Below are 23,302 nucleotides of genomic sequence, written 5' to 3'. Positions count from 1 at the left end.
GTACGCTCCCTTCTTCACTCGATCACTTCCTAGCACTTCACTACAACTCGACACCCAGTAGATGAAAAATCGATTAGCTCGAGTTTCATTTGCTGGCATCAATTAAGATACTCATTTTGTTTATGTCATCGTTAGATGCACAAACTGTATTTCGTTAACGTTTTGCTGTTCAGTTTTCAAGGTTCGTGTTTGTTAGTCGTATAAAAGCGACTTCTCTATCTTACACTCGGTATTTGTCGAAGTCAACAACTTTTTTTAAAAAGTTTTTTATGTTGTTTTCGATTACGTCCGAAGCGACAAGAACTAATATACAATAGATCGTATAGAGAAATCAAGTGTTTTTTGTAAAAAGTTTTTTATTTATTGCTTTTACATCAACAACAAACAGCAAAACCCCTGTCAGGACAACGATTGCGCCTCCTAATTGAAGAGTAGTTATTTTTTCATGTAATACAAAGTATGCGGCGATTGAAGCCAGTACTGGTTCAAATAGAGTGGCGATTGATACTACATTTGTACTCACCCATTTGATCGCCCAGTTAAATAACGTGTGTCCCAACAGATTTGGTAAGATTGCTAGAGCTAAAAACCATCCCCAATCTGCAGTGGGGTACCCGAAGAAAGGCTCTTGCATGATAAGTACATAGAAAAACAGTGCAATCGAACTTACAGAGTAAACAAGAAAGGTGTACGTAACGAGCGATATTCTTTTACGCACGCTCTGACCGATTAATAAATACGCTGTGACAAATGCACAAGCGAGTAATGCAAGTAAATCCCCAAATAACGCTGCCCCACTCACTTGAAAATCTCCCCAACTAATAATGAAGCTTCCTGTTAATGCAATGAGAACAGCAGTCAGCATTTTCCCTGTAATGATTTCTTTAAAGAACAATGCAGTACCCGCTAAAGCAAAAATTGGTTGCAACGTGACTAATACAGTTGAGCTGGCAACCGACGTGTAATTTAAAGATTCGAACCACAGTATAAAATGAACTGCCAGAAATATTCCTGAACTTGCGGTAAACAGCCAATCTCTTTTTGTTAATGACTTAAGTTCGCTACGATAGGAAAGTAAAAATAACGGAAGCATAATAACAGCTGAAAAAAACATACGATAAAAGGCGATGACTCCTGCATCTGCTGTAGCCAGTTTTACAAAGATTGCGGACAGTCCAACTGTAAGGACACCAATCGCAATGGGTATGTAGGGATGAATTGACGGTTTATTCAAAATATCACTTCTCTTTCTATCTCTCTTCCCATTACAATAGAAGAAGAGGCATGTACGAGTCGATTGCCGTATAAAGGAGAGTATATAGGTAATCTTCCTATTTTGTAAGTGAAGGGGGATAATTTATGTTAACGTTACTCGCTGATTCATTTAATGGAGAAGCACTAATTAAAATTAGTATTGCCCTAGTACTAAGTATTATTATAGGTGTAGAGCGGGAAATCAAAAAAAAGCCTATTGGTCTGAAAACAAGTGCAGTCATTGCTACCTTCAGTTGTTTGTTGACAATTATCTCAATGGAAGCTGCTTATTTAGTCCCCGCTCGTAATGATATTAATATCACAATGGACCCTTTACGGCTATCCGCACAAATTGTCAGTGGTATTGGATTCCTAGGTGCTGGGGCTATATTGCGTAGGGATAATGATAATATCACAGGGCTCACTACGGCTGCCATGATTTGGGGCGCAGCGGGAATTGGTATTGCGGTAGGTGCAGGTTTTTATATCGAAGCATTGTTCACTGTAGTTAGTGTAATGATCGTTATCGAGTTAGTAGCACCATTATTAGGCAGATTTGGTCCTAAGCGATTGCGTACTAAAGAAGCAAATTGTACGATCATTATTACGCAAAAATCTAAAATTGACGACCTCGTACGATACTTGAGTGAAGAACATATGGAAATTGACCATATGCGTATCAGACAATTTCAGACACCTGAACATCAATACCATCACGAATTACATTTCAAACTTATGGCACATCCAAAAAAATCTACTTCTTCACTTTATATAGAACTCACTACACTTTCCTATGTAGAATCGGTAGAACTCGTTATTTATCCATAATAAAACGCCAAGTCGACGTGACTTGGCGTTTTGAACTGAAAGCAAACTCTTATCAGGCTATGCTTTCAGTCTCTTTATTTTGTTGACAAATAACTACAGAAATTACAAACTAGCCTTCAATAAAGTGTGAACTTCATCTTTGGATAATTGAGCAAATCTACCAACCGGTCCATTTACAGCAGCTTTTTCTGCCATTAACTCCAATTTAGAGTCATCAATATCATAATCTGCTAACGTGACAGGTGCGCCGATCTTCTTCCAATAAGCACTTAAACGGTCGATTCCTTCCATTGCAATCTCTTCATCCGTCTTATCAGCTGAATCTACTCCGAATACATTAACAGCCAGCTGTACAAAGCGTTGTGGATTTTTCGGGAATGTTTGCTTCATCCAGTGCGGGAATAAAATCGCTAAACCACCGGCGTGAGGTATATCGTAGACAGCAGATACGGCGTGTTCGATAGTATGCGTACCCCAGTCCCCTTTTGTACCCATCGATAAGAAACCATTCAATCCCCAAACACCCGCAAACATCATAGATTCGCGAAGCTCTGTGTTCTCAGGATCTTTCACGAGTTGCTCTCCAGTCTTCATAACGGAACGCAATGCCGCTTCACATATTTCATCCTGGAACGAAGCATTGTTTGCAGTATGGAAGTATTGCTCGAAAATGTGGGACATCGTATCGACAATACCGTTGACTGTTTGATCTAGCGGTACTGACAATGTGTATTTAGGATCCAATATAGAGAACTTTGGATAGCTTAGCGGTCCACCCCAGCCATATTTCTCCTGTGTGTCTTCATTGGTAATAACAGAACCTGCATTCATTTCTGAACTAGTCGCAGTAAGCGTCAGCACTGTACCAAATGGCAGTGCTTCTTTAGGTGTTGCTTTGCCTGTTACGAAGTCCCATGGATCACCATCGTATTTTGCTGCAGAAGCAATTAACTTAGTACAGTCAATTACAGATCCTCCGCCTGCTGCGATAATTACATCTATATTATGTTCTTTACACAGTTCTGCGCCTCTTTTAGCTGTTGACAGTCGAGGATTCGGTTCCACGCCCGGCATATCTACTACTTCAAAATCATTGTCGTTCAATAATGTCATGATCTCATCATACAGGCCATTACGCTTAATACTGCCGCCACCATATACGAGAAGTACCTTTTCACCGTATCTTTCCAGTTCTTCAGGTAAATGTTTCAGTTGATCTTTACCAAATAATAATTTGGTCGGATTATTGAAAATAAAATTATCCACATCGTACGCCTCCTTCTTCTTATTCCCTATTATGAAAAAGATGTATGAACGATGCAAGTATAGTGTTCTAAAAACAGGATATACTTTTCATAGGAGGAGATAAAATGGAGACATTGCAAAAAGTCACGCTAGCGATTGCGTTAATCGGCGCATTAAACTGGGGCGTAGTCGGGATTTTTCGTTTTGATGTCATCGCCCAACTAACAGAAGGGGCCTATCAGCCATTAGCACGCTTTCTTTATATCGTCATCGGATTGTCCGGTCTTATGGCATTACAAGTTCTTTTTACGTATTGGCGCAGAGAAGAGGAACCGAAATCTACCGAAGAGATCCAATCTGCATCACCTATTAAACACATATAAAAGGCATCTCCTCACACTCGAGGAGATGCCTTTTACCATTTTTATACCCAGCCACGGAAACGGCTTGCTTCCGCTGTTTTACGTGCACCAACCATATATGCTGCTAAACGCATATCGATATTACGTGTAGTTGCGATGTTATAAACATTTTCAAATGCTTGAACCATCTTCGCTGTCATTTTTTCACGTACTTCTTCTTCAGACCAGTAATACCCCATATTATTCTGAACCCATTCGAAATACGATACAGTTACGCCACCAGCGCTCGCCAATACGTCTGGCACTAGTAGAATACCGCGATCTGTCAGGATTTTAGTCGCTTCCGAAGTAGTTGGACCGTTAGCCGCTTCCACTACGATGTTCGCTTTAATATTATGAGCATTCTTTTCTGTAATTTGATTTTCGATTGCAGCTGGAACTAAAATATCACATTCCATTTCGAGTAGTTCCGCATTTGTTAGCGTATTGTCGAATAGTGTAGTGACTGTTCCAAAGCTGTCACGACGATCAAGTAGATAGTCGATATCCAAACCATCCGGATCATACAATGCACCGTACGCATCGGAAATACCGATTACTTTCGCGCCTGAATCATGTAAAAACTTAGATAGGAAGCTACCCGCGTTACCGAAACCTTGAATGATAACACGCGCACCCTTCATATCAATATTACGGCGTTTTGCCGCTTCATTAATAATGATGGTAACCCCTTCAGCTGTTGCGCGCTCGCGGCCATGTGAACCGCCAAGCACGACCGGCTTGCCTGTAATGAAACCAGGTGAGTTAAATTCATCAATTTTACTATATTCATCCATCATCCATGCCATAATTTGTGAATTCGTAAAGACGTCCGGAGCAGGAATATCCTTTGCAGGTCCCATTACCTGACTAAGTGCACGCACATAGCCACGACTCAGACGTTCTAATTCACCCATCGACATTTCTCGCGGATCACATATGATACCGCCTTTAGCACCGCCATATGGCAAGTCTACAATTCCCGCTTTCAGCGTCATCCACATAGAAAGCGCCTTCACTTCATCAGCGCTTACGTTAGGATGGAAACGAATTCCACCTTTTGTTGGTCCAACGGCATCATTATGTTGTCCGCGGTACCCAGTGAACACTTTTACTTTACCATCATCCATACGGATAGGTATACGCACCTCTACCATAAGAAGTGGTTCTTTCAATAGTTCATACATTCCTTCATCATAGCCTAGCTTTTCAAGTGCATCTTTTATAACAACTTGTGTAGACGTAAATAGATTCAGGTTTTCTGTCATTGTATGGCTCGCCTCTTTGTTTGTTATTGTCTTTCACGGACACATTATAACACGAGCATAGTCAAACATCCACACATCGATTCCAAATTTTTTGCGAATTTTTTGTGCAACGGAATTTTAGTGGCAGCATATTACTCACTTGTTAAATACTGTGCGAATTTTTCCCAATGCCCAATCTAACTCTTCTTTCGTAATAATCAATGGTGGCGCGAAACGAATTACTGTATCATGTGTTTCTTTACATAATAAACCGAGTTCTTTTAGTTCCTCACAATATGGGCGTGCTGGTTCCGTTAATTCCATTCCAATAAATAACCCGCGTCCACGTACTTCTTTAATTGCAGGATGAGAGAGTTTCTTCAGCTCATCCATGAAATAGTTTCCTAGTTCTTTGGATTGTTTCGCGAGCCCCTCATCTTCCAATACTTCAATTGCTGCCAAGGATACTGCACAAGCCATAGGATTTCCGCCAAATGTAGATCCATGAGATCCTGGATTGAATACACCTAAGATGTCATCATTCGCAAGTACACAGGAAATCGGGAACACGCCCCCGCCAAGTGCTTTACCAAGGATATACATATCCGGCGTGACACCATCATAGTTACAAGCAAACATTTCACCTGTCCGACAGAGTCCAGCTTGGATTTCATCTGCAATAAAGAGGATGTTCTCTTTTTTACATAAATCCGAAGCTTCTTTCATGAACCCTTCAGGTGGAATAATGATTCCCGCTTCTCCTTGGATCGGCTCAATCAAGAAAGCAGCCGTATTGGAAGTAATAGCCGCTTTCAATGCATCGATATCCCCGTACTCTACTAACTTGATACCCGGTAGCAATGGACCGAATCCTTTTTTATATTCAGGATCGGATGACAATGAAACCGCTCCCAGTGTACGGCCGTGGAAATTCCCTACACACGCAATAATTTCCGCATGGTTGCCTGCTACACCTTTCACATCATACGCCCAGCGTCTCGCTGCTTTTAAAGCAGTCTCCACTGCCTCTGCGCCAGTGTTCATAGGCAATACCATATTTTTACCTGAAAGCGCCGCCATCTTTTCATACCACGGACCCAATTGATCATTATGGAAAGCACGTGAAGTTAACGTAACACGATCTGCTTGGTCTTTCAGCGCTTGAATAATTTTCGGATGACGATGTCCTTGGTTGAGTGCGGAATAGGCAGCCAACATATCCATATATTTATTCCCTTCAGGATCTTTAACCCATACACCTTCCGCTTCAGAAATTACAATCGGCAGCGGATTATAGTTATTTGCACCGTACTTTTTTGTTTGTTCAATAACAGTAGTCGTTTTCGTCATATCGGTTCACCCCTTCAAATTCACTTCAACGATTTACAGCATCTCCGAAGTAGTTTTCCCTTGCATATGCAACTGCAAGTAATCAGGTCCGCCAGCTTTTGAGTCAGTACCCGACATATTGAACCCACCAAATGGCTGGTATCCAACAATGGCGCCTGTACAACCTCTGTTGAAATATAGATTTCCTACGTGGAAGTCTTCACGAGCTTGCTCAATATGGTGGCGGTTTTTCGTGATGACTGCACCTGTTAGGCCGTAGTCTGTATCGTTTGCAAATTCAATCGCTTCTGTAAATGATGAGGCTTTTGAGAGCGCGACAACGGGACCGAAGATTTCCTCTTGAGAAATACGCGCATTCGGATCCACGTCAGCAAATACGGTGGGTGCTATGAAATACCCTTTTGAATCGTCGCCCGTTCCGCCTGCAATGAGACGTCCCTCTTGCTTGCCGATTTCAATATACTCCATGATTTTATCGAATGCCGCCTGATCAATAACTGGACCGGCTGTGTTGTTTCCATCGATTGGATCACCCCAGTTATACGCCTTCGTGATTTCTTCTACGCGCTTCACTACTTCATCGTAGACATCCTCATGAATGATTGCACGGGAACATGCAGAACACTTTTGGCCACTGAATCCAAATGATGAAGAAACGATAGATTGCGCTGCCAGTTCCAAATCAGCTTCATTATCGACAACAATCGTATCTTTACCACCCATCTCCGCAATCACACGTTTCAACCAAATTTGACCGTCATGTACTTTCGCCGCGCGTTCGAAAATTCGTGTACCTACTTCGCGTGAACCTGTGAATGAAACGAAACGAGTGTCTTTGTGGTCGACCAAGTAGTCACCAATCTCAGAACCTGATCCTGGAATGAAGTTGACAACACCAGCTGGCATTCCCGCTTCTTCCAGTACTTCAATAAACTTATATGCAACGACTGTTGTTGTGGAAGCCGGCTTCAACAGCACGGTGTTTCCTGTTACAAGTGCACCTACTGTTGTGCCTGCCATGATCGCAAATGCGAAATTCCATGGTGAAATGACTACTCCTACACCAAGTGGTACGTAATCGAATCGGTTATACTCACCTGGTCTGCTCTCCACATGCATACCATCTTTTAAAGTAAGCATCTGTCGAGCGTAATATTCCATAAAGTCGATACCTTCAGCGACATCTGCATCCGCTTCATTCCAAGGCTTCCCTGCTTCTTTTGTAAGCAGTGCAGAAAACTCAAACTTGCGACGTCTGACGATGGCAGCTGCCTTGAATAATACGTCAGCACGAAATTCAGGCTTGACTTTTCTCCACGTTTCGAAAGCTTCTTTCGCGGTATTCATCGCTTGCTCTGCTAAATCGCGACTAGCTTGAGAGACATTACCGATGACCTCTTTTTTATCAGAAGGGTTAGTGGATGCTAACTTCTTATCTGTCATTATGCGTTCACCGCCGATAATTAGCGGATAATCTTGTCCTAGATAACTTTCTACGAGTTTTAATCCTTCTTCATACGCTTTGCGGTTTTCTTCCACTGTAAAATCTGTGAATGGTTCGTGTTTGTATGGAATCATTTGGAATCAAATCCTCCTTTATAAGTAGAACGCAAAATTTATTTGCGTTTGATAGCGTTTACATTTATAATGATGCAAGAAAACATTGCATATTGCAAGTGTTTTGTTGTAATTATTTTTAAATTCTACTAACTTAGCAACTAAAATACGATATGTACTTATGTTAGGAAGGTGTTTCACATGAACATATACGAAAATTTATTGAATATATGCAATCAGTTTGCAGTGGATCATGCAAATATCGGGATACATGCTGTAGATCATACAGGAAGGACTATTATCTATAATCGCAAAATGAAGGATATCGAAGGATTAAATCTCGAAGACATAAAAGACCATTCTATTTTGGAGCTTTTTAACTTTGAGAAAAATGAGAGTACGTTATTGAAAGTATTGCAAAGTGGAGAACCTCAATTACGCGTTAAGCAGAGATACTGGAATGCGAATAAAGTAGAAATCACGACAATGAATGACACGTACCCTATTTATGAACAACAAGACTTAATCGGTGCGATTGAGTTCGCTCAAGATATTACGGCATTGGAAAAATTCGTTTTACAACCTTTACGTAAAAATCGCGGACCAATTACATTTAATCAAATTACTGCCCATTCATCCGTTATGAAATCGGTCATTTCCACCGCTGAAAAAGCAGCAGCGGCTGGCTTGCCAGTATTATTGATCGGAGAAACAGGTGTGGGGAAGGACTATCTCGCCGAAGCTATTCACTACGGGTCTGTGGGAAATAAGCGGGTTTTCCACACTTTTCATTGTTTACATGCTGATACTGACATCATCCAACAACTCGAAGAAACACTGCAACAGCAACCGCCTATGACGTTATTTTGCGAACGTATCGATAGTTTATCGATCTCTTTACAACAAGCATTGCTATATGTCTTGCAGAAAACATCCAGACATCAATTCATTGCAAGTATTGGAGACGATCCAGTTGAGCTGATCGCATCGGGCACATTGCTAAAAGAGCTTTATTACTTCTTCGCGTCTTTCGCTATTAGGATTCCGCCTCTTCGGAAGCGACCGGAAGATATTATCCCTTTCGCTGAATCGTATTTAAAGAGTAGAATAGAGTCGCTAGGAACAGGTTTGACGAAGATTGATGACAAAGTGAAGGAATCACTTGTTGTATACGGCTGGCCAGGGAATTTGCGAGAGCTCGAGCTACTTCTCGACGAAGTTTCATCCATGCGCACAACAGAAAATACGCTGATTTTCGATATGTTGCCTCTGCAATTTAAGATGAAGGTGGAGTCTATAGCAAATGACGCTTCACAACCAAGAGATTTTATCGTGCAGAGCGGTTCGAAACTACTACCTTTTGATCAGTATTTACGAGAAGCCGAGAAGTATTATCTTCAAAAAGCAATGGAGCTACATGATCATAATATTACAAAAACCGCCAGCTCACTCGGTATGAGCAGACAAAACTTGCAGTATCGTTTGAGGAAGCTGAAGGAATAGAGAAGTAGTCAAGATTTCAAAAACAAAAAGGACTGACGTAGAAGTTGTATGTACTTCTACGTCAGTCCTTTTATTAACGTCCGGATTGTTCAATCCAGCCCTGTAGTTTATCTTTCAGTGAATTAAAGCCATCCGCGTCTTGCTGATCTACGCGTTCTTGTAATGATTGACGAGAACGGGAGTGATTCAGGTAAGAACTTGGTGGCTCCTGTAATGCACGGATCGACAAACTAATTTTACTAGCTCCTTCATCCACATCCAATACTTTGACGTGAACTTCTTGCCCAACTTCCAAAAACTCGTTAATATCTTTGACGAATCCGTACGTGATTTCAGAGATGTGCACTAAACCTTGCGTTGAAGCATCCAGCGCCACAAACGCACCGTACGGCTGTATTCCGGTAACTTTTCCGGTCAGCTCATCTCCTACTGCAAATTTGTGAGACATGCAAAACAGCTCCCAATCTAAAATAGTATCTAGTCTGCCACTAAGGCCGTTTCATAGTATACCATATTTCAAAGTTTTGAACAAAAAAGAGCCATCCGAAAAGATGGCGTCGAGTAGTTAATATTGAACGATTGATTTGGCTTCATATTTAACAGCAATCAATTTATAGGATATGTCCATACAATTCTCTAAAGGTATCCAAATTTCATGGGTGTGCTCATAGACATCACGAATATACTTAGCCAAGTCTGCTGGATGATCTACACAATGAAGTTCCTTCACTATTTCAGTGATTTCCACATTATATGCATATTCCCCTTCTTGGAATGGATCCCATTGTTTAAGAAGTGAGACTGCTTTTTTATTCATTTCAATGGTTTGCATGATTCGTCACCTGATTTGTATTTTCTTTTAATGATAGCACAACAGCTAGTAAGAAAACAGTTAGAGATATTTTGGCAGTTTACGAGGTATCGTGATGTAAAAAGAACATCCCGATCAATCGATGGGATGTTCTTGATTTTTAAGTTGTTGTCGTTCTTTTAAAATACGTTGTTCCAGCTCTCTCGTTTCTTCTTCCTGCCGTTTGGATTTCTTAATAACCCAACGAAATACGAACAGCATTAGCGTCATGAAGATGACGAAAGAAATCGCTGCCGGGATGTATTCTGATTTATCTTCAGGAAAATAAAGAAACGGCATTAATAGAACGAAGTCCATGCGAGTTTCCCCCTACGAATCAAATCTGCTTACTTTTGGATAATTTCGATTGATTCAATTTTAATTTCTTCTTTTGGCTTATTATCGCGGTTAGCTTTAGCATTGGCAATTTTGTCGACAACGTCCATTCCTTCTAACACTTGACCAAATACAGTGTGCTTTTGATCTAAGTGTGGCGTTCCACCGTTTTCTTCATATGCATCTGCAATTTCTTCAGGCCATCCGCCCTTTTTCAATTGTGATGCTGAAGCGCCTGCTAGTGATGATGCTTGTACGATGAAGAACTGGCTACCGTTAGTGTTTGGTCCAGCATTCGCCATCGATAGTGCGCCACGTAAGTTGAATAGATCCATCGTAAACTCATCTTGGAATGTGTTGCCGTAGATACTCTCTCCGCCCATTCCTGTTCCAGTTGGATCTCCACCTTGGATCATGAACTCAGGAATAACGCGGTGGAAAATAATACCGTCATAGTAGCCATTTTCTGCGTGCGTCAAGAAGTTTTCAACTGTTTTTGGAACTTGCTCTTTAAAAAGCTTTATTTTGATTGACCCCATTGTGGTGTTCATCGTTACTAGTGCTTCGTTTTCTGCTACTTCAGTCGATAATTGTGGATACATGATATTCCTCCTCAAATTTGCGTGCTCGTTCATTTTGATGCGTATTTTCTACATGAAATCAGTCTATCATATATGGTGGGAAAATTCGATAATTGTAACTGTGACAGTTAGTTGACAAAGTTTATTTTGCTAAGAGAAAGCACAATATTAAAAGTGGACAACCTTGATGACTCCTAGGGAAATGCGAGTTCGCTCATTATTTTGTAGTACTGCTCATAGTTCATGTGTAACCGCTCTATGGCCACCTCCAACCGCTCTATATCGGTCCGTTACCGCTCATACTTTACATCACATCGCTCTATGACAAGCTATAACCGCTCATAGCACTCCGCTTTACTACTTCTCATGAATCCAAACAGCCAATATACATCCCATAACAAGATCAGTATTCCCCATTCGCTCTCACTTTTGATGTAAGCACTATATTTTCTTCGGCTACCGAATTGTTTTATACTTAATACCATCGAAGCTTTACAGGAGGAAGGCGGTTCAACGTTGAGTCGACATAAGAAAAATTTCATTATCATCTGGGTCACGAACTTTCTTGTAGCAGGGACGATGACGATGATTATGCCGTTCCTGTCGTTATACATTGAAACGTTTGGAGATTATTCTGACGCGTATGTCCAGAAGTGGGCAGGATTGATTTTTGGTGCTACGTTTATTACCGCGCTGATCATGTCACCTATTTGGGGACGTTTTGCAGATCGTTTCGGCTTTAAGCCCATCTTGCTCATTAATGGTTTCGGGATTACGATTTCGGTCTTTTTAATGGGCTTTGTCAATTCCGTAGAAACCTTTTTTGTCTTGAGACTACTGATGGGGTTGGTTACCGGTTTCTTACCGACTTCATTAGCTTTCATTTCTTCTCAAACACCTCGCGAGGAAGCTGGCAAGATGCTTGGGACGTTGCAAATGGGCGGTGTTGCGGGAATGTTATTTGGCCCCGTTCTCGGCGGTCTAATGTCCGATACGTTCGGTTTTGAGTATGCTTTCATCATTACGTCCGTTTCCGTTGTCATGGCGACGTTGCTTGTGCTATTTGGAATCAAAGAGGAAGCGCGTGTTAAAGTGCGGAAAGTAGTGAAGTATTCGCGGACAGTCATTTTGGGTGGATTGTTCAAACACCGTTTGATGTTCAACGTGATGGTCGTTACAACGCTGATTCAAGTCGGGAATTTTAGTATTCAGCCGTTGCTATCACTTTATGTAGCGGATTTGACTCATGCCGCATCCAATGTAGCGTTCCTAGCAGGGTTGACGTTCAGTGCAACAGGCTTGGGTAATTTACTATTCGCTAGGTATTGGGGGAAGGTAGGCGACGATATCGGCTATGAAAAAGTTCTTGGGATTCTGCTCATCATGTCATTCATCTTCATTATCCCGCAGGCGTTCGTTACGTCACTTTGGCAACTTGTATTGTTGCGGTTCTTATTTGGTATCTCAACAGGCGGTATGATTCCTCTTACGACAGCGCTTGTTCGTCGTGAGGCTCCACTGGAAGTTCAAGGTGAAGTCATGGGGTATAACACCAGCTTCCGTTTCCTCGGTAATATTATCGGACCGATGTTTGGCGGAATTGTCAGTGGATATATTGGGATTCCTGCAGTATTCATCGTGACGGGTATCTTATTCATTGTCGGTTATCTGTTCCTATCCATGGCGGTACGACGGCCTACACAAGATTTCGAACATTTCCTAGAAGACCGGCAAGATGAAGCGAATGAACACACGTGAATTTAGCCACACAACCGTCTATCGGTTGTGTGGCTTTTTTATTCCCTATTGATTCAGGCGGCAGTTGCCATGTTATGTTATATTTTTCTATAGCTATAAGAATGTACAGGAGGCTAGTCAGTTGAAACAAACGGTTGGATTAGTGATTACGCTTGCTTGCGTACCGCTATTGTTATTTATCCAAAATCAAATCTACGCAGAAACCGTGCAGACGGAAGCATTGCACGCCTCCATTCGTGACGCAGTGCAGTTGGATGTGCCTGCCATGGTGTCCCCTATTCAAATGAAAGACCGGAACGGTACACTATTTGCGGAAGAATATATTGAATGGCGGCAGCCGATCCATTTGCAAGATATAACGTTTTTCACGCGACAGTTGTTTTTGAAAAGTGAAGACCGGACGTTTTATGAGCATCGCGGCTATGATATCGCCGCGATTATTCGAGCTTTCACGATCAATGCAGCGGCAGACGAAAAACAGCAAGGCGCTTCGACCATTACACAGCAAGTCGTGCGAATGCGCTATTTATCGACAGAGAAAACGTATGAACGAAAGTTTAAAGAGCTCTTCTTTGCAGCAGAGTTGGAGAAACAATCGACAAAAGATGAAATCCTAGAAATGTATTTGAATGAAATGTATTTCGGCAATCAAGTGTACGGAATTGGTGGCGCGGCAAGCTACTACTTCAGCCGTCCACTTGAAAAATTACATGAAGCGGAAATCGCATTTTTGGCTGCTATTCCAAATAATCCGTCGCTTTATAACCCACTCAAGCATTTTGATCAAACGAAAGAACGTCAAATACGACTTCTTCAAGTTATGCTCAATCAGCAAGTGATTTCGCAAGAGCAATTTGAAGAGTATAGTAAAATGCCCATTCAATTAAACGTTAAGAAAAAAGAACAGCGTTACCCCATGTACAGTTCATATGTATTAGAAGAGTTGAAAGAGCTCATAGCGCAGACGGAAGGACTCGATGTGTCATTGAGTAAAGCCAAAACACCAGAAGAACGTCAACGCTGGCAAAATGAAATCAATCGACGGACGCGAGAAGTAATCGGCAAAGGCGTGACAATTGATACTGCACTTGATCAAAATAAGCAACAGCATGATGAAAATCGATTGAATGCACTTATTGGAACGAACGGTGTGCAGGCTGGAGCTGCTGTTATCGACAATGAGATGCGTGAGATTATCAGTCTGTATGCAGGTTCAGGCTATAAAAAAACAGATTTCAACCGAGCTTATCAAGCCGTTCGGCAACCAGGGTCAGTAATCAAACCATTGCTTGTCTATGCACCATTTTTCGAAAGTGGACCGTATCACGCGGATACGCCTGTCAACAGTAGTGATATTTGTATTGGTGGTTATTGTCCGAAAAACTTCGGCCACTATCAGTTTGGCACGACTACAGTACGAGAAGCCTTCCGGAATAGTTATAACTCGACGGCTGTACGATTATTGCAACGAGTTGGAATAGACGAGGCTTTCTCGCATATAGCGCCTTTTCATTTTCAGCACATCGTTGCAGCTGACCGTTCCTATCCTGCAGCACTTGGCGGATTCTCCAACGGCGTCACGCCATTAGAGCTTGCCGGTGCGACTACGAGCTTTATCGATGGGACATATTTGACTCCTCATGCGATTCGCTCAGTAAAGGATCATAAAGGCGAGGTATTATATAAATGGAAAGATACGTCAAAAGCGGTTTGGTCCCCTTCCACAGTCAATAGCATCCGCTCCTTGATGAAAGAAGTTGTCGTGAACGGGACAGGCAAAGGTATTGCTTATACAACGAGCTATACTGGAGCGAAAACAGGGACAACTGATTCGTTTAAAGACTTGTGGACAATCGGCATGAATGACCACTATACGTCGGCTGTCTGGATCGGTTACGACAGACCAACCCCCATCCCACGTCTGCGTGATCAAAAAATTCATCTGCGTGCATTTTCCTCGACGATGCGACCATAAAAGCCTTGCACGATCCGTTAGGTCGGATCCGCAAGGCTTTTCAATTTATTTCACTGGATTGGCTAACGGAATGCTAGCGAGCAGCCCATTGTAAAGACGGAAAATGATGTACACCAGTCCCGCCACTAAGACACTCCAGATGATAATTTGAAAGAATATCAAACCGACTGTGTGCGTCAATGGCATAAATGGACTTAATTTGTAGACTACGTAAATAAAGTAGACAAAAGTAGTGATAAAGAAGATCAATGCTAGCATCTTCCATGATTGAATACCTATTACCGATGCAAGTGCGCCGATAAAATAAATGATGACACCTGATTTCGAAGCGCTATACGAGGCATCCGCTTCTTCTTTCAGGAAAAATAATAAGGCCGTTTCATGAATGGTGACCGCAATCAGTTTTAAAGCTGCAAATAACATAAAGAATACTAATGCATACATGGTCAGTAAAAAAATGCGTAATTGAAGGTCTGATAAGAACTCCCTCATGCCTTGATAGAGACCGATTTCCTTAAAGAGGATCAGCGTCTCTCCTACACTATAGACACCAAAGGTCAAACTGAATAGTAAGATGGAGACAAATGGTAAATAGCTGAACAAATATGGATTTTTCATAATACCCCCAAAAAATATTTTTTCCCCTTCTAATAATATAAGAAGGAAGTCGAATAAAGCAATAATTGGTCAACTGTCGTCTATGCAATTTGAAATGTTTTACGCTATACTAACAAATACGCCCACGCTTATGCCTCGGGAATTTGAATAGGTGAAGAACATGGTTGGAAGGAGGATTCTTTTGGAATTCGTGTTATTGATTTTTTTACCTGTAATCTTCGCGGTACTTGTTCCTTTTATTTATAAGAAAATTAAAGGAATACATACGGGTTGGTTTGTGTTAGTAGTACCTCTTGTGTTATTTGGCTATTACGCTAGTTTTTTGCCGTTAGTTATGGATGGTGGTCATGCTATTTCTGAATTGAAATGGATTCCTTCACTTGGAATTGCGTTTACTTCATACATAGATGGTCTTAGTTTATTATTCACGCTATTGATCACCGGAATCGGCTCGTTAGTTGTATTGTACTCTGTGTTTTACATGGATAGGGAGAAAGAAGATCTTGGTAGTTTTTATGTCTACTTACTGATTTTCATGACCGCTATGCTCGGAGTTGTGCAATCTGACAACACGATGACACTCTATTTGTTCTGGGAGTTAACGTCCATTTCGTCCTTCTTATTGATTGGCTTCTGGTATACGAAGGACAAGTCACGATTTGGCGCATTGAAATCGATGATGATTACGGTGTTTGGTGGGCTAATGATGCTCGGGGCATTCATTTTACTCAGCATCATGGGGGAAACGTTCTCTGTACGGGAATTAATTGCCCAAGCTCCTGACCTAGTGAGTCAACCGTACTTTACTCTGGCATTAGTTTTACTTTTGCTTGGTGCTTTTACGAAGTCGGCACAATTTCCATTCTATATCTGGTTACCGGATGCAATGGAAGCGCCCACACCAGTTAGTGCGTATTTACACTCTGCCACAATGGTGAAGGCGGGTATTTATTTGGTCGCACGATTTACACCGATTTTCGGCTCGGCGTCCACTTGGATTTGGCTCGTTACAGGAATCGGATTGCTGACGCTGTTCTGGGGTTCATTCTTCGCAGTAAAGCAAACGGATTTGAAAGCGATTTTAGCATTTTCAACAGTCAGTCAACTTGGTTTAATCATGTCTTTACTTGGAGCAGGTGCCATTTCGTATCATGCGACCGCAGCCATGTTTAGCTTCGCGACGTATGCGGCCATCTTCCACTTGATTAACCACGCGGCATTTAAAGGTGGGCTCTTCATGATCGCCGGGATTATTGATCATGAAACCGGTACCAGGGATATTCGTAAGCTTGGCGGATTAATGAGCGTGATGCCGATCAGCTTTACCGTGGCAGCGATCGGTTCATTATCTATGGCCGGTTTGCCTCCATTCAGTGGATTCTTAAGTAAAGAAATGTTCTTGGAATCTATGGTAGCGCTTCGACACTTTGAGTTATTCAACTTCGATACATGGGGGATTATGTTCCCAATCATCGCTTGGATTGCTAGTGTATTTACGTTTACGTACAGTATGTATTTTGTTTTGAAAACATTTATTGGACAGAAGAAGTTTGACCAATTGCCGAAACAACCGCATGAAGCACCGATCGGTATGTTAATTTCGCCTATCATTTTGGCATCCATTGTTATTCTGGTGTTCTTCATTCCGAATGTCATCGGAAAGTGGATTATTAAACCGGCTGTCATGGCGATTCAACCGACATTGTACGCCAATCCGTCCGCTATCGATATTCATGTCAAAGCATGGCATGGTTTTGGAGCTGCCGGCTTATGGCTGACTATCGGTGTAGTGGTATTCGGTACGTTACTCTATCTAACCATTCCGAAATGGCAACCGCTTTATCGTATCCAGCCTGATAAGTTATCGCTGAATCAAGGTTATGATGCGATTATGCGCGGAAGTGAAAAAGGATTGAATCGGGTTTCTCGTCTTTATATGACAGGCAAGATCCGGACATACTTATTGTATATGTTTGCCTTTATGTCTGTTACAATCATCGCGATTTTGTTCCTTAAGGACGCATTCGTTCTAGATATGAACAGTTTTGCAGCAATCACATTATACGGATCACTGAATGCCATCGTGTTGATTTTATCTGTCGGATTTGTTGTATTTGCGAAGTCACGTCTTGCTGCGATCATCGCGCTCGGCGGCGTCGGGTATTCCGTCGCGTTATTCTTCGTCATCTTTAAAGCGCCAGATTTAGCACTGACACAACTTGTCATCGAGACCGTATCCGTTGCGTTGTTCTTACTGGCATTCAAGCATTTGCCCGCACTTAGTACGCATGGGGAAACGAAACGCAATAAAATGGTCAATTTGATTGTTTCATTGAGTGTTGGTGTGATGGTGACGTTGGTTGCCCTATCCAGCCACTCACAAAAAATGATCCCTTCGATTTCTCAATACTATAAAGATACGGTCAAGACAGAAGCAGCTGGCGGAAATATCGTCAACGTCATTCTTGTAGATTACCGTGGATTTGATACATTATTTGAGATCGCAGTACTCGCTATTGCAGGGATCGCGGTACTTGGTATGATTCGTTTGCGTGTATCGAGAAAGGAGCCGACTGATGAAAACAAATGATGTTATTTTACAAACCACAGCTAAAGTAGTGTTTTTCATCATCTTCTTGTTCTCCATACACATCTTTTTCGCGGGTCACTATGCACCAGGGGGAGGATTCGTCGGTGGCTTGTTGACGACAGGAGCGATTGTACTGTTGTTATTGGCTTTCGATTTACGGACGATTCAACAGATTCTACCGTTTAACTTTACAGTAATGACTGCGATTGGATTATTGCTTGCATTAGGTACAGCAGCGGGCTCGATTTTCTTTAATGTGCCATTCTTCACGCATGCATTCAGTGACTTTGACTTACCACTGTTTGGTCACACGTCCCTTCACACAGCGATGTTGTTCGATAGTGGCGTTTACTTAGTGGTCGTCGGTTCCGCCATCACGATTATTCAATCGATTGGAGGCGATGACTGATGGAGTTCATTCTTGCGATTCTCATCGGTATATTATTTACGGCAGCCGTCTATTTAATTTTATCGAGGAGTTTACTGAAAGTAATTTTAGGCACTGGTTTGCTCAGTCACGGAGCGCACTTACTCATTCTTACGATGGGTGGACTTGGTGGCTCAGCGCCTCCTGTTCTAATCGATGGTGTGACGGACTTTGCAGATCCCCTGCCTCAAGCATTAATCTTAACTGCGATCGTCATCAGTTTTGGTGTGACGGCGGTCATGCTTGTCATGGCATATCGGATGTATGCTGTACACCAAACAGATAATATGAATGAATTGAGAGGGAATGATGAACATGATTAATCTTCTTTTATTTCCGATCATTATTCCTTTCTTTTTCGCGATGATCTTATTGTTTTTCAAAGAGCAGGTGGTCGTCCAGAGAGTTTTGACACTGATCGGATTGGCTCTCAGTCTAGTTGCTTCTTTTTGGCTTATCGCGACAGTGAAGACAGAAGGAATCCAAACCGTGACACTCGGAAGCTGGCCTGCACCATTCGGGATTACGATGGTGTCGGACATGTTCTCCGCCATGCTCGTCACGACGACGATTATCATCACATTTTTTGTCGTCATCTATAGCTTTTCATCCATTGGTGTAGAAAGAGAACGATTTTTCTACTATCCTGCGATTCTGTTCATGATTACAGGAATCAATGGTGCCTTTACAACAGGCGATATTTTCAATATGTTCGTATTTTTCGAAGTGCTACTGATCGCGTCGTATTTGCTCATTGTGCTTGGCGGCGAGAAACGGCAGCTTCGTGAATCTATCAAATACATATTGGTGAACGTCATTTCATCTGCCATCTTTGTCATTGCGGTAGCGTATTTGTACTCTATCATCGGCACATTGAATATGGCGGATATTTCGGTGAAGATCGCCGAGATCAATCAACCAGGAATTATTTCTGTCATCGCGATTTTGTTTTTGATCGTCTTCGGAATTAAAGGGGCAATCTTTCCCTTGTATTTCTGGTTACCCAATTCGTACGCTGCACCACCGATACCAGTCCTCGCATTATTCGGTGCCTTATTGACTAAAGTAGGTGTCTATGCAATTACGCGTACCTATACGTTGTTTTTCGTGCATGACATTGGATTCACGCATCAGTTTCTGATGGTTCTATCTATACTAACTATCATTGCAGGTTGTATCGGCGCTCTTGCGTATTTCGATTTAAAACAAATTATCATTTACAATATCATCATTGCAGTAGGTGTCATCTTGTTCGGTGTAGCTCAAATGAACACGTCTGGACTTGAAGGTGCAGTTTACTATTTGATTCATGATATGTTGATCAAAGGTGCACTGTTTGTCTTGATCGGTATCATCATTTACGTAACCGGCACTTCAAACTTGCGGGAAATGGGTGGTTTAATTAAAACGCATGGAACGCTTGGTTGGACGTATTTAATCGCTGCGTTCGGTCTGGCTGGTATCCCTCCGTTGAGTGGATTTATCGGGAAAGTACTCATCACAAAAGGTGCGTTTGAAGCGGATCATGTAATCGGTAGTATCATTATTTTGGCCTCTAGCCTAGTGGTACTACTGTCTGTCATTCGGATTTTCATTTATGCATTTTGGGGTACTCAAAAGAACGAACTGCCTGTTCGCGATCAACGTACGTATCGGCATATGATGTTCCCGGCTATTATGTTGGTACTCATTACGGTAGCGTACGGTGTGGGTGCGGAGTGGCTTATGCCATATATGACGGATGCTGCTGATGTCTTAACAGATCCATCCATCTATATAAATGCGGTGTTAAAGGAGTAGAGGTCAATGGCTTTTCAGATACTATTAAATTTCTTCATTGCAGTCGTTTGGATGTTCATGTCAAGTTCATTGACACCTTCTACGTTCATCATCGGATATCTTATTGGGCTGTTGATGATCATCATGACACGCCGTTATTTCAGTGGACGCTTGTACATTTGGCGAATCTGGTCCGCACTAAAACTGACAGCGATTTTCCTAAAAGAACTGATCATGTCGAATATTTCCGTGTTGTTACTAGTGATCAAGCCGGATTTATCGACTATGCGACCGATGTTCTTCGCTATGCCAACAGAACTTGAAAAAGATTGGGAAATTACGTTGTTATCTAGTTTAATTACGTTGACACCTGGTACGGTCGTCGTTCATGTTTCAGATGATCAGCGTACGTTGTATATCCATGCGATTGATGTAGACGATGTGGATGAAGCAATCGATTCTATTAAAAACACATTCGAGAAAGCCATTATGGAGGTGAGCCGAGGATGATTATATTTTATTCTGTCTGTCTCGTGCTAGTCATCCTGTCTATGCTCGGATTATTATATCGTGTATGGAAAGGTCCTTCCGTGCCGGATCGTTTAGTCGCTCTCGATGCGATCGGTGTCATGCTCATATCGGCGATTGCACTGTTTTCCATCTTGTTCGACACACCATTCTTCATCGATGCCATTCTATTGATCGCCATTATGTCGTTTATCGGCACAGTGTCCTTCTCAAAATTCATTGAGAGAGGAGAGATTATCGAACGTGGATCTGATCGCTGATATTATTATTGTGTTACTCGTCACAGCGGGGATTGTTTTTACGATCGTCACAGTCATTGGAATCTTACGGCTTCCGGATGTCTATACACGCGCACATGCTGCTTCAAAGAGTGCTACACTTGGGGTCATGAGTTTATTGCTCGGAGTTTTCCTCCACTTTTGGTGGAATGAAGGCCACTTTAGTATTCAGCTACTGCTCGGTATCGCCTTCTTATTCATCACTTCTCCAATTGGTGGTCACTTAATGACACGTGCTGCTTATATGTCGGGTGTAGAACCTACCAAATTGACAATTGGTGATGATCTAAAAGAAGCTGTAATAGAACATCGCAAAGAATCAAATAAAAACACACCGGATGACAAATAGTCATCTCGGTGTGTTTTTTTAATAGTATGGATAATAAGGGTAATACGGTTGCGGATAGTATGGATAGCTGTTGTAGTAAGGTGGATAATATCCTCCACCGTAACCATAGCCCGGGGAAATAGCATTACCTAAAAATCCGCCAACTAAACCACCTAGGAAAGGACCCCCGAATCCGCCGAAACCACCAAATCCGCCGCCATAGCCGCCACCATGATGACCACGACCGCCACCGTATCCACCTCTATAATTATGTCTTGTCATCCAAGCTCCCCCTTTCCCTCTATCCTATGACCAACCGGGAAGAAGGAGTGAGGAAAGCGCCTATACCAAATTATTCTTGTTGTTCTGTTTCAGCAGCCAAGCGCTCCACAAAGGTCGCTAATGTACGAACCATAACGCCCGTCGCACCTTTCGGACCGAGCGCATGTGGACTGGCCGCGTCAGACGTACCTGCAATGTCTAAATGAATCCATGGTGTATCTCCAACAAATTCTCCGACAAAGCCGCCTCCAAAGATCATATGGCCATCTCGTCCTGGTGAGTTATTTACATCGGCGACATCACTTTTGCGAATCCGCTTACGATCACTTTCAGTCAATGGCAGTTGCCAAATGAATTCCCCTGTTTCATCCGCCGCCTCTTGAAATTTTTTATAGAATGCGTCATCGTTGGTCAATGTGCCCGTTTTATCATTACCGAGTGCTACAATAACACCGCCCGTTAGTGTGGCTACATCAATCAAATACTCAGCGCCCGCTTGCTTCGCATAGGTCACTGCATCAGCCAGCACTAAACGGCCTTCCGCATCTGTATTCAACACTTCAATTGTCTTACCGCTTAATGATGTGATGACATCATCCGGCTTGAACGCTTCACCTGAAATCATGTTATCTGAAGAAGCAATGACCGCCATCACATTTTTCTTCGGTCGTGATTCCCCAATGATCGCCATAGCGCCGAGTACAGCCGCTGCGCCACCCATATCACCTTTCATGCCAACCATGCCGTCTTTAGGCTTCAATGAATAGCCACCCGTGTCATACGTGATACCTTTACCGACTAAACCCACGACATCTTCCCACTGTTCCGTCGCTTGATACTTGAGAACAATGAGTTTCGGTTCTTCTACTGAACCTTGATTGACCGCAAGAATCGCTCCCATGCCAAGCTCTTCCATTTCGGCTTTACCCAGTATATCTATTTCCAAGTCATAGCTTTCCGCTAATTCTTGTGCGTATTCCGCCATCTTAGTTGGTGTCAACAAATTGGGTGGTACATTGACTAGCGTCCTAGCTTCGTTCACCGCATGTGCGGAGATCATGCCCACTTCTCCTGCAGCAGTAACACGCTCTTCATCTTCCGTCGTAATAAATGTAACCGTAGTTAGGGGGATATCTACTTCATTGGATGACGTCTTGAATCCCTCGTATGTGTATGAGCCCATTCCGATACCCTCAGAGGCTAGGAAAGCTACGTCCTCACTATTTATCTCTTCATTGCAGAACGGTGCTGTCCAGACGCCTACAGTGCGCACACGGTCTTGGTTTAGTTGTTTACCTACCTCAGCGAATAATTCACGCAGAGGCTGTTCTGTCAGTCGCTTCTGATTGCCGATGCCGACAAAGTACACGCGGTCGTAACGTTGCTTGGATAGTGCAGGCATTTTGGTAATCGTCTTAAACTTCTGTTGAACGTCCTGTGATTTAATCCAATCCGGCAAAAGAGGATGGAAAGATTCAACGAACAAATCGAAGCCTTCTACGTTCTCTGGATGATCTGGTATGCCTATAATAAGTACTTCTACTTCCGTCTGATCGATTGCGGATGCTGTTTCTACGTTTATCATGT

24 protein-coding genes are annotated in these 23,302 nt (G+C 42.4%); 12 read left to right on the top strand and 12 right to left on the bottom strand.

Annotated elements, in window-relative coordinates; translation table 11 throughout:
- Positions 1–331: 331 nt before the first annotated feature.
- On the bottom strand, positions 332–1,234 hold the full coding sequence (locus CSV73_RS14170; protein WP_085131413.1) for a DMT family transporter: 903 nt from the start codon (positions 1,232–1,234) through the stop codon (positions 332–334).
- 125 nt (positions 1,235–1,359) lie between these two features.
- Here CSV73_RS14170 and CSV73_RS14165 point away from each other — a divergent pair, with 125 nt between their 5' ends.
- Positions 1,360–2,082, top strand: coding sequence for an MgtC/SapB family protein (locus tag CSV73_RS14165; RefSeq protein WP_085131414.1), 723 nt, complete (start codon positions 1,360–1,362; stop codon positions 2,080–2,082).
- A gap of 102 nt (positions 2,083–2,184) precedes the next feature.
- Here the strand turns inward: CSV73_RS14165 and CSV73_RS14160 are convergent, their stop codons facing one another.
- Complete coding sequence (locus CSV73_RS14160; RefSeq protein WP_099627901.1) at positions 2,185–3,348, bottom strand: iron-containing alcohol dehydrogenase; 1,164 nt, start codon at positions 3,346–3,348, stop codon at positions 2,185–2,187.
- A 104-nt stretch (positions 3,349–3,452) separates the two neighbouring features.
- Between CSV73_RS14160 and CSV73_RS14155 the strand changes: the two genes are divergently transcribed.
- Positions 3,453–3,710, top strand: coding sequence for a DUF378 domain-containing protein (locus tag CSV73_RS14155; protein WP_085131416.1), 258 nt, complete (start codon positions 3,453–3,455; stop codon positions 3,708–3,710).
- 41 nt (positions 3,711–3,751) lie between these two features.
- Here CSV73_RS14155 and CSV73_RS14150 read toward each other — a convergent pair whose 3' ends face one another.
- The 3 genes from CSV73_RS14150 to pruA form a co-directional block, all read right to left on the bottom strand.
- The gene (locus CSV73_RS14150) at positions 3,752–4,996 is read right to left on the bottom strand and encodes a Glu/Leu/Phe/Val family dehydrogenase (protein ID WP_099627900.1); all 1,245 of its coding nucleotides are present in this window, start codon (positions 4,994–4,996) and stop codon (positions 3,752–3,754) included.
- A 135-nt stretch (positions 4,997–5,131) separates the two neighbouring features.
- Positions 5,132–6,325: an ornithine--oxo-acid transaminase gene (locus tag CSV73_RS14145; protein ID WP_099627899.1), complete on the bottom strand. Its 1,194-nt coding sequence runs from the start codon at positions 6,323–6,325 to the stop codon at positions 5,132–5,134.
- A 33-nt stretch (positions 6,326–6,358) separates the two neighbouring features.
- The gene (pruA, locus tag CSV73_RS14140) at positions 6,359–7,903 is read right to left on the bottom strand and encodes an L-glutamate gamma-semialdehyde dehydrogenase (RefSeq protein ID WP_099627898.1); all 1,545 of its coding nucleotides are present in this window, start codon (positions 7,901–7,903) and stop codon (positions 6,359–6,361) included.
- Positions 7,904–8,083: 180 nt separating this feature from the next.
- On the opposite strand from pruA, the gene CSV73_RS14135 reads away from it, so the two are divergent.
- Positions 8,084–9,385 (top strand): sigma 54-interacting transcriptional regulator, encoded by a 1,302-nt coding sequence (locus CSV73_RS14135; RefSeq protein ID WP_099627897.1) that lies wholly within the window; start codon positions 8,084–8,086, stop codon positions 9,383–9,385.
- Positions 9,386–9,458: 73 nt separating this feature from the next.
- Here the strand turns inward: CSV73_RS14135 and yugI are convergent, their stop codons facing one another.
- The 4 genes from yugI to CSV73_RS14115 form a co-directional block, all read right to left on the bottom strand.
- A complete protein-coding gene (gene yugI / locus CSV73_RS14130) occupies positions 9,459–9,833 on the bottom strand; it encodes a S1 domain-containing post-transcriptional regulator GSP13 (protein ID WP_085131421.1) in 375 nt (124 codons plus the stop codon).
- Between the two features lie 117 nt (positions 9,834–9,950).
- The gene (locus CSV73_RS14125) at positions 9,951–10,217 is read right to left on the bottom strand and encodes a DUF1871 family protein (RefSeq protein ID WP_085131422.1); all 267 of its coding nucleotides are present in this window, start codon (positions 10,215–10,217) and stop codon (positions 9,951–9,953) included.
- 114 nt (positions 10,218–10,331) lie between these two features.
- The gene (locus CSV73_RS14120; RefSeq protein WP_085131423.1) at positions 10,332–10,553 is read right to left on the bottom strand and encodes a hypothetical protein; all 222 of its coding nucleotides are present in this window, start codon (positions 10,551–10,553) and stop codon (positions 10,332–10,334) included.
- 29 nt (positions 10,554–10,582) lie between these two features.
- Entirely contained in the window at positions 10,583–11,173 is a 591-nt protein-coding gene (locus tag CSV73_RS14115) for a peptidylprolyl isomerase (RefSeq protein WP_099627896.1), read from the bottom strand.
- Positions 11,174–11,668: 495 nt separating this feature from the next.
- On the opposite strand from CSV73_RS14115, the gene CSV73_RS14110 reads away from it, so the two are divergent.
- Both CSV73_RS14110 and CSV73_RS14105 read left to right on the top strand, forming a co-directional pair.
- The gene (locus CSV73_RS14110) at positions 11,669–12,910 is read left to right on the top strand and encodes an MFS transporter (RefSeq protein ID WP_099627895.1); all 1,242 of its coding nucleotides are present in this window, start codon (positions 11,669–11,671) and stop codon (positions 12,908–12,910) included.
- 121 nt (positions 12,911–13,031) lie between these two features.
- Positions 13,032–14,885: a transglycosylase domain-containing protein gene (locus CSV73_RS14105; RefSeq protein ID WP_099627894.1), complete on the top strand. Its 1,854-nt coding sequence runs from the start codon at positions 13,032–13,034 to the stop codon at positions 14,883–14,885.
- Between the two features lie 45 nt (positions 14,886–14,930).
- Here CSV73_RS14105 and CSV73_RS14100 read toward each other — a convergent pair whose 3' ends face one another.
- The gene (locus CSV73_RS14100; RefSeq protein WP_085131426.1) at positions 14,931–15,503 is read right to left on the bottom strand and encodes a DUF5366 family protein; all 573 of its coding nucleotides are present in this window, start codon (positions 15,501–15,503) and stop codon (positions 14,931–14,933) included.
- A 181-nt stretch (positions 15,504–15,684) separates the two neighbouring features.
- Between CSV73_RS14100 and CSV73_RS14095 the strand changes: the two genes are divergently transcribed.
- The 7 genes from CSV73_RS14095 to mnhG are packed head-to-tail and all read left to right on the top strand — an operon-like array spanning position 15,685 to position 21,454.
- Entirely contained in the window at positions 15,685–18,093 is a 2,409-nt protein-coding gene (locus tag CSV73_RS14095; protein WP_099627893.1) for a Na+/H+ antiporter subunit A, read from the top strand.
- Positions 18,080–18,502, top strand: coding sequence for a Na(+)/H(+) antiporter subunit B (locus CSV73_RS14090; protein WP_085131428.1), 423 nt, complete (start codon positions 18,080–18,082; stop codon positions 18,500–18,502). Before CSV73_RS14095 ends, CSV73_RS14090 begins: the two co-directional genes overlap by 14 nt.
- Complete coding sequence (locus tag CSV73_RS14085) at positions 18,502–18,843, top strand: Na(+)/H(+) antiporter subunit C (protein ID WP_085131429.1); 342 nt, start codon at positions 18,502–18,504, stop codon at positions 18,841–18,843. Before CSV73_RS14090 ends, CSV73_RS14085 begins: the two co-directional genes overlap by 1 nt.
- Entirely contained in the window at positions 18,836–20,320 is a 1,485-nt protein-coding gene (locus CSV73_RS14080) for a Na+/H+ antiporter subunit D (protein ID WP_099627904.1), read from the top strand. The genes CSV73_RS14085 and CSV73_RS14080 overlap by 8 nt, the downstream gene beginning before the upstream one ends.
- A gap of 6 nt (positions 20,321–20,326) precedes the next feature.
- Positions 20,327–20,809: a Na+/H+ antiporter subunit E gene (locus CSV73_RS14075; RefSeq protein WP_085131430.1), complete on the top strand. Its 483-nt coding sequence runs from the start codon at positions 20,327–20,329 to the stop codon at positions 20,807–20,809.
- Complete coding sequence (locus CSV73_RS14070; RefSeq protein ID WP_085131431.1) at positions 20,806–21,087, top strand: Na(+)/H(+) antiporter subunit F1; 282 nt, start codon at positions 20,806–20,808, stop codon at positions 21,085–21,087. The genes CSV73_RS14075 and CSV73_RS14070 overlap by 4 nt, the downstream gene beginning before the upstream one ends.
- Positions 21,071–21,454: a monovalent cation/H(+) antiporter subunit G gene (gene mnhG, locus CSV73_RS14065; protein WP_085131432.1), complete on the top strand. Its 384-nt coding sequence runs from the start codon at positions 21,071–21,073 to the stop codon at positions 21,452–21,454. The genes CSV73_RS14070 and mnhG overlap by 17 nt, the downstream gene beginning before the upstream one ends.
- Positions 21,455–21,472: 18 nt before the next feature.
- Here mnhG and CSV73_RS14060 read toward each other — a convergent pair whose 3' ends face one another.
- Positions 21,473–21,715, bottom strand: coding sequence for a hypothetical protein (locus CSV73_RS14060; RefSeq protein WP_085131433.1), 243 nt, complete (start codon positions 21,713–21,715; stop codon positions 21,473–21,475).
- Between the two features lie 70 nt (positions 21,716–21,785).
- Positions 21,786–23,300, bottom strand: a complete 1,515-nt coding sequence (locus CSV73_RS14055) for a leucyl aminopeptidase (protein ID WP_099627892.1) — start codon at positions 23,298–23,300, stop codon at positions 21,786–21,788.
- Between the last annotated feature and the right edge of the window lie 2 nt (positions 23,301–23,302).

Origin of the sequence: Sporosarcina sp. P1 (genome assembly GCF_002743155.1) — a bacterium.
Classification (GTDB): domain Bacteria; phylum Bacillota; class Bacilli; order Bacillales_A; family Planococcaceae; genus Sporosarcina; species Sporosarcina ureae_B.
The sequence above is the reverse complement of the archived record's forward strand: the minus strand, read 5'-3'. Positions and strand labels throughout refer to the sequence as shown.